Here is a 3,919-nt window from a genome sequence, read left to right on the forward strand (position 1 = left end):
AAGAACGGTATTCGGTACTGCCTTGCTGTATTCGACGAAGCGTTGTGTTCGTCAGCAGCAGAGAAGCGAGAGTATGCGGTGTTTCCTGCAACTCGTCAACCCCTTCGTTTCCTTCGCTGTCGCTGCCGTGAAGCTGCGTGTGCGTCGGAGGAGCAGAACTATAGCAAATGATCACGGGACTTACAATGGCCTGCAATCGAACTTTCGACATTTTTTAGCCTGGTCCCCAGGAGGGTCTTGCCGAGGTCGGTTGCTCATCGGCAGAGCCGCACGGACAACACCGTATAATGGAGGCGTTTTGGTGCACGCGCCCGTCCTCACGGGCGCAGTTAAACGGGAAACGCGAAGCCTCGCCAAAAGGCCAACGCGTGCTGCCCCCGCAACGGTAAGCAAGTGCCGCAGCAATGCGGCAGGCTGTCTCTCATAACCACTGTGCGATTCGCATGGGAAGGTTGGATGGCCCTACTTGCCAGCCCGGATACCGGCCAAAAGGGGTGAAGTGCGCCGATGGTGCGCTTCGGTTCAATCTGGCCTACGGGGACGTCGGCCGGTTGCCATTGCGCGTGCACGTCCACGCGTCCGACCAGGAAACGCATGCACCATCCAGTCTGCCCGCAACGCCGGCACGCCACGCTCGTCATTGGCATGCTGCTGCTGTGCGCCCTTGCGAGCCTGCTATTTGCCGGGATGACGGGATCCATCTCCATTCCAGCCGCCGAGCTGCCGGGCGCCCTGCACCAGCTGGCAAACGGCGAGACAGGATCGCTCGCCGCTTCGCTGCTCGAGCTGCGCGCCGGCCGTGCGCTCACTGCTTTCGTCACCGGCGGCGCGCTGGCACTGGCTGGCGTGATGATGCAGGCACTGCTGCGCAATCCGCTCGCCGACCCGTATGTCCTCGGCATCTCGGCGGGCGCCTCGGTCGGGGCCTTGCTTGCCCTGCTGCTGATGTCCGCGGCAATCATGGTCGACCTGGCCGCGCTCGGCGGCGCGGTTGCCGTGTCGATGCTGCTTTACCTGCTGGCCCGACGCGACCTGCGCAGCGGCCTGGCCGCGGAAGGCGGCACCTCGACGCTGCTGCTGACCGGCGTCATCCTGTCCTCCGCCTGCATGGCTCTGGTGACGCTGATGCTCTCGCTCGCGCCGGAGGGCCGCCTGCGCAACATGGTGTTCTGGATGATCGGCGATTTGTCCGGCGCCCCGGTGCGGCTGGCTTCCTGGCTGGTGCTCGGCGCGGCGCTCTTGTATGCGCTGCGCAGCGCGCGCGCCATGAACGTGGTCGCACTGCATGCGGAGAGCGCCGCGACGCTCGGCATCCGCGTGGGCCGCCTGCGCAAGGGCTTGTTCTTCGTGTCCGGTCTGCTGACGGCGAGCGCGGTGACCAGTGCCGGGTCGATCGGCTTCGTCGGGCTGATCGTCCCGCATGCCTGCCGCTATGCCTTCGGGCCGGATCACCGCGTGCTGGTCCCGGCAGCGGTGCTGGCCGGCGGCAGCTTCCTTGTGGTCTGCGATACGCTCGCGCGCACGCTCATCGCGCCCCAGCAGCTGCCGGCAGGTGCGATCACCGCGATCATCGGCGCCCCGGTCTTCCTCTACCAGCTGCATCGCATGAGGAAATAAGATGATCCAGACCGAACACCTCGACCTGCAGGTCGCCGGCCGCAGCCTGGTCCGCCAGCTCGACTGGACCGCCCGCCCCGGCGAATGCTGGAGCATCATCGGCCGCAACGGCGCCGGCAAGAGCACCCTGCTGCGCACGCTCGCCGGCCTGCAGCAGCCGAGCGCCGGTGCCGTGCTGGTGCGCGGACGAGAACTAGCTCGCTGGACGCCCGAAGACCTGGCGCGCGAGCGCGCTTTTCTGTCGCAGTCGCGCCACGACGCCTTTGCCTACAGCGCGATCGAGAGCGTGCTGTCGGCACGCCATCCCTATCACGGCAACCGTTATTGGGAAGGCAGCGACGACCACCAGGCCGCCATGCGCGCCCTGGCGCAGATGGAAGTGGCAGACCTGGCCGGCCGCGACGTGCGCACCCTGTCCGGCGGCGAGCGGCAGCGGGTGGCGATTGCCGCGCTGCTTGCGCAGGAAACGCCACTGCTGCTGCTGGACGAGCCGGCCAACGCGCTCGACCTGGCTCACCAGGTGGGTATCATGGGCCTGCTGGCCCGGCTCTGCCGCGAGCAGGGCAAGACGGTGGTCATGATCGGCCACGACCTGAACCTGGCGTACCGGATTTCCTCGCATGCGCTACTCTTGAAGGGCGACGGCGGCTGGCAGGCCGGCCCGGTGGCGCAGACCATGCAGCCCGCACTGCTGGGCGACTACCTGGGCCACCCGATCGAGATGCTGGAACACGGCGGGCGGCGCATTTTTATCCCGGTCGAAGCAGGCGCATGACAGGCCGGCCGGCAGCAACGGAGGAAAGATGAACAGGGGTGCAGGCGCCCGCGCCGTGCTGGTCGCGGCGATGGCGTCGGGCCAGGGCAAGACCAGCGTGACCGCCGCGCTGGCCCGCAAGCTGGTGCGCCAGGGTTGGCGCGTGCGGATCTTCAAATGCGGTCCGGATTTCATCGACCCGATGCTGCTCGAGCGTGCATCCGGTGCGCCGGTGCACACGCTCGACTTGTGGATGGTCGGCATCGACGAATGCCGGCGCCGCCTGCACGACGCGGCGCGCGAGTCCGATGCGATCCTGATCGAAGGCGTGATGGGACTGTACGACGGCGCGCCCTCGGCGGCCGACCTGTCGCGCGAATTCGGGGTGCCGGTGCTGGCCGTGATCGACGCCGCGGCGATGGCGCAGACGGCCGGTGCGGTAGCGCGCGGCCTGCGCGACTATGGACCGGTGCAACTGGCAGGCGTGGTCGCCAACCGCGTTGCGGCCCAGGGCCATGCCGACATGGTGGCCGCGTCCCTGCGCGAGATCCCGCTGCTCGGATGGCTGCCGCAGCAGGATCGGCCCCTGCCGGAGCGCGATCTGGGCCTGGTCCTGCCGGCGGAAGTCGAGGACCTGGAGCCGCTGCTGGACAAGCTCGCGGACGACCTGCACTTTAACGAAGACGCCTGGCAGTCGCTTCCGATCATGCCGCAGGCGCCGCCGGTATGGCAGGACGTGGGGCGCCCGCTGGAGCGGCGCACGATCGCCATTGCGCGCGACGCCGCCTTCTGTTTCCTCTATCCCGCCAACCTCGATCTGCTCGAAAAGATGGGCGCACGGCTGCGCTATTTTTCGCCGCTGAAGGACGAGCCGGTACCGGCCGATGCCGACGCGGTATTCCTGCCGGGGGGCTATCCGGAACTGCACGGCGCCGCACTGGCCCTGGCCGCGCGCTGGCAGGCGTCGATCCGCGCCGCGCACGCTCAGGGCATGCCGATCGTCGCCGAGTGCGGCGGCATGATGGCGGTCGTCGACGGCCTGACCGACAAGGACGGCGAGCGCTGGCCGATGGCGGGCCTGATGCCTGGGGAAGTGCGGATGCAGGAACGCCTCGGCGGAATCGGCGCGCAAGCGATGCCGACACCGCAAGGTCCCTTGCGTGGACACACCTTTCATTATTCGCGGCTGGAGACGCCGGCGCAGCCGCAAGCCCATGCGGTCAGTACCGGCACCGGCACGCAGGGGGAAGCGGTGTTCCGTATCGGGTCGCTCACTGCATCCTACTTCCACAGCTACTTTCCTTCGAATCCTCCCGCGGCAGCAGTGCTGTTTGGGGCGGATGCGCCCTGAGCGTATCTCGCGCGAGGTCGGCTTATCCCGTATCGGGCAGTGTCACTGACGCGCAGGGAATCGAATTGCGAACATAGTCACGCTCATACAAGATGAGATTCGCGTGAAGTCAGCGCGCGTAAACGCAAAAAACCCCACCAGATCACTGGTGGGGTTTTGCTTATAACTAGCCTGACGATAACCTACTTTCACACTGG

General features: G+C 67.0%; 4 protein-coding genes and 1 riboswitch. Of the genes, 3 read left to right on the forward strand and 1 reads right to left on the reverse strand.

Translation table 11 applies throughout. The features are described 5' to 3' along the window. On the reverse strand, nucleotides 1-211 hold a 211-nt coding region (locus tag AC3XQU_RS22580), incomplete at its 3' end, for a hypothetical protein (protein ID WP_489876410.1). A 71-nt stretch (nucleotides 212-282) separates the two neighbouring features. Further along, nucleotides 283-504, forward strand: a riboswitch (cobalamin riboswitch). Nucleotides 505-594: 90 nt separating this feature from the next. Here AC3XQU_RS22580 and AC3XQU_RS22585 point away from each other — a divergent pair. The 3 genes from AC3XQU_RS22585 to AC3XQU_RS22595 are packed head-to-tail and all read left to right on the forward strand — an operon-like array spanning nucleotide 595 to nucleotide 3,722. Next, nucleotides 595-1,617, forward strand: coding sequence for a FecCD family ABC transporter permease (locus AC3XQU_RS22585; RefSeq protein ID WP_489876411.1), 1,023 nt, complete (start codon nucleotides 595-597; stop codon nucleotides 1,615-1,617). Nucleotide 1,618: 1 nt separating this feature from the next. After that, nucleotides 1,619-2,392, forward strand: a complete 774-nt coding sequence (locus AC3XQU_RS22590; RefSeq protein WP_489876412.1) for an ABC transporter ATP-binding protein — start codon at nucleotides 1,619-1,621, stop codon at nucleotides 2,390-2,392. Between the two features lie 28 nt (nucleotides 2,393-2,420). Next, on the forward strand, nucleotides 2,421-3,722 hold the full coding sequence (locus AC3XQU_RS22595; RefSeq protein WP_489876413.1) for a cobyrinic acid a,c-diamide synthase CobB: 1,302 nt from the start codon (nucleotides 2,421-2,423) through the stop codon (nucleotides 3,720-3,722). The last annotated feature ends 197 nt before the right edge of the window (nucleotides 3,723-3,919 follow it).

The organism is Telluria sp. AZSoR62, from assembly GCF_058111565.1.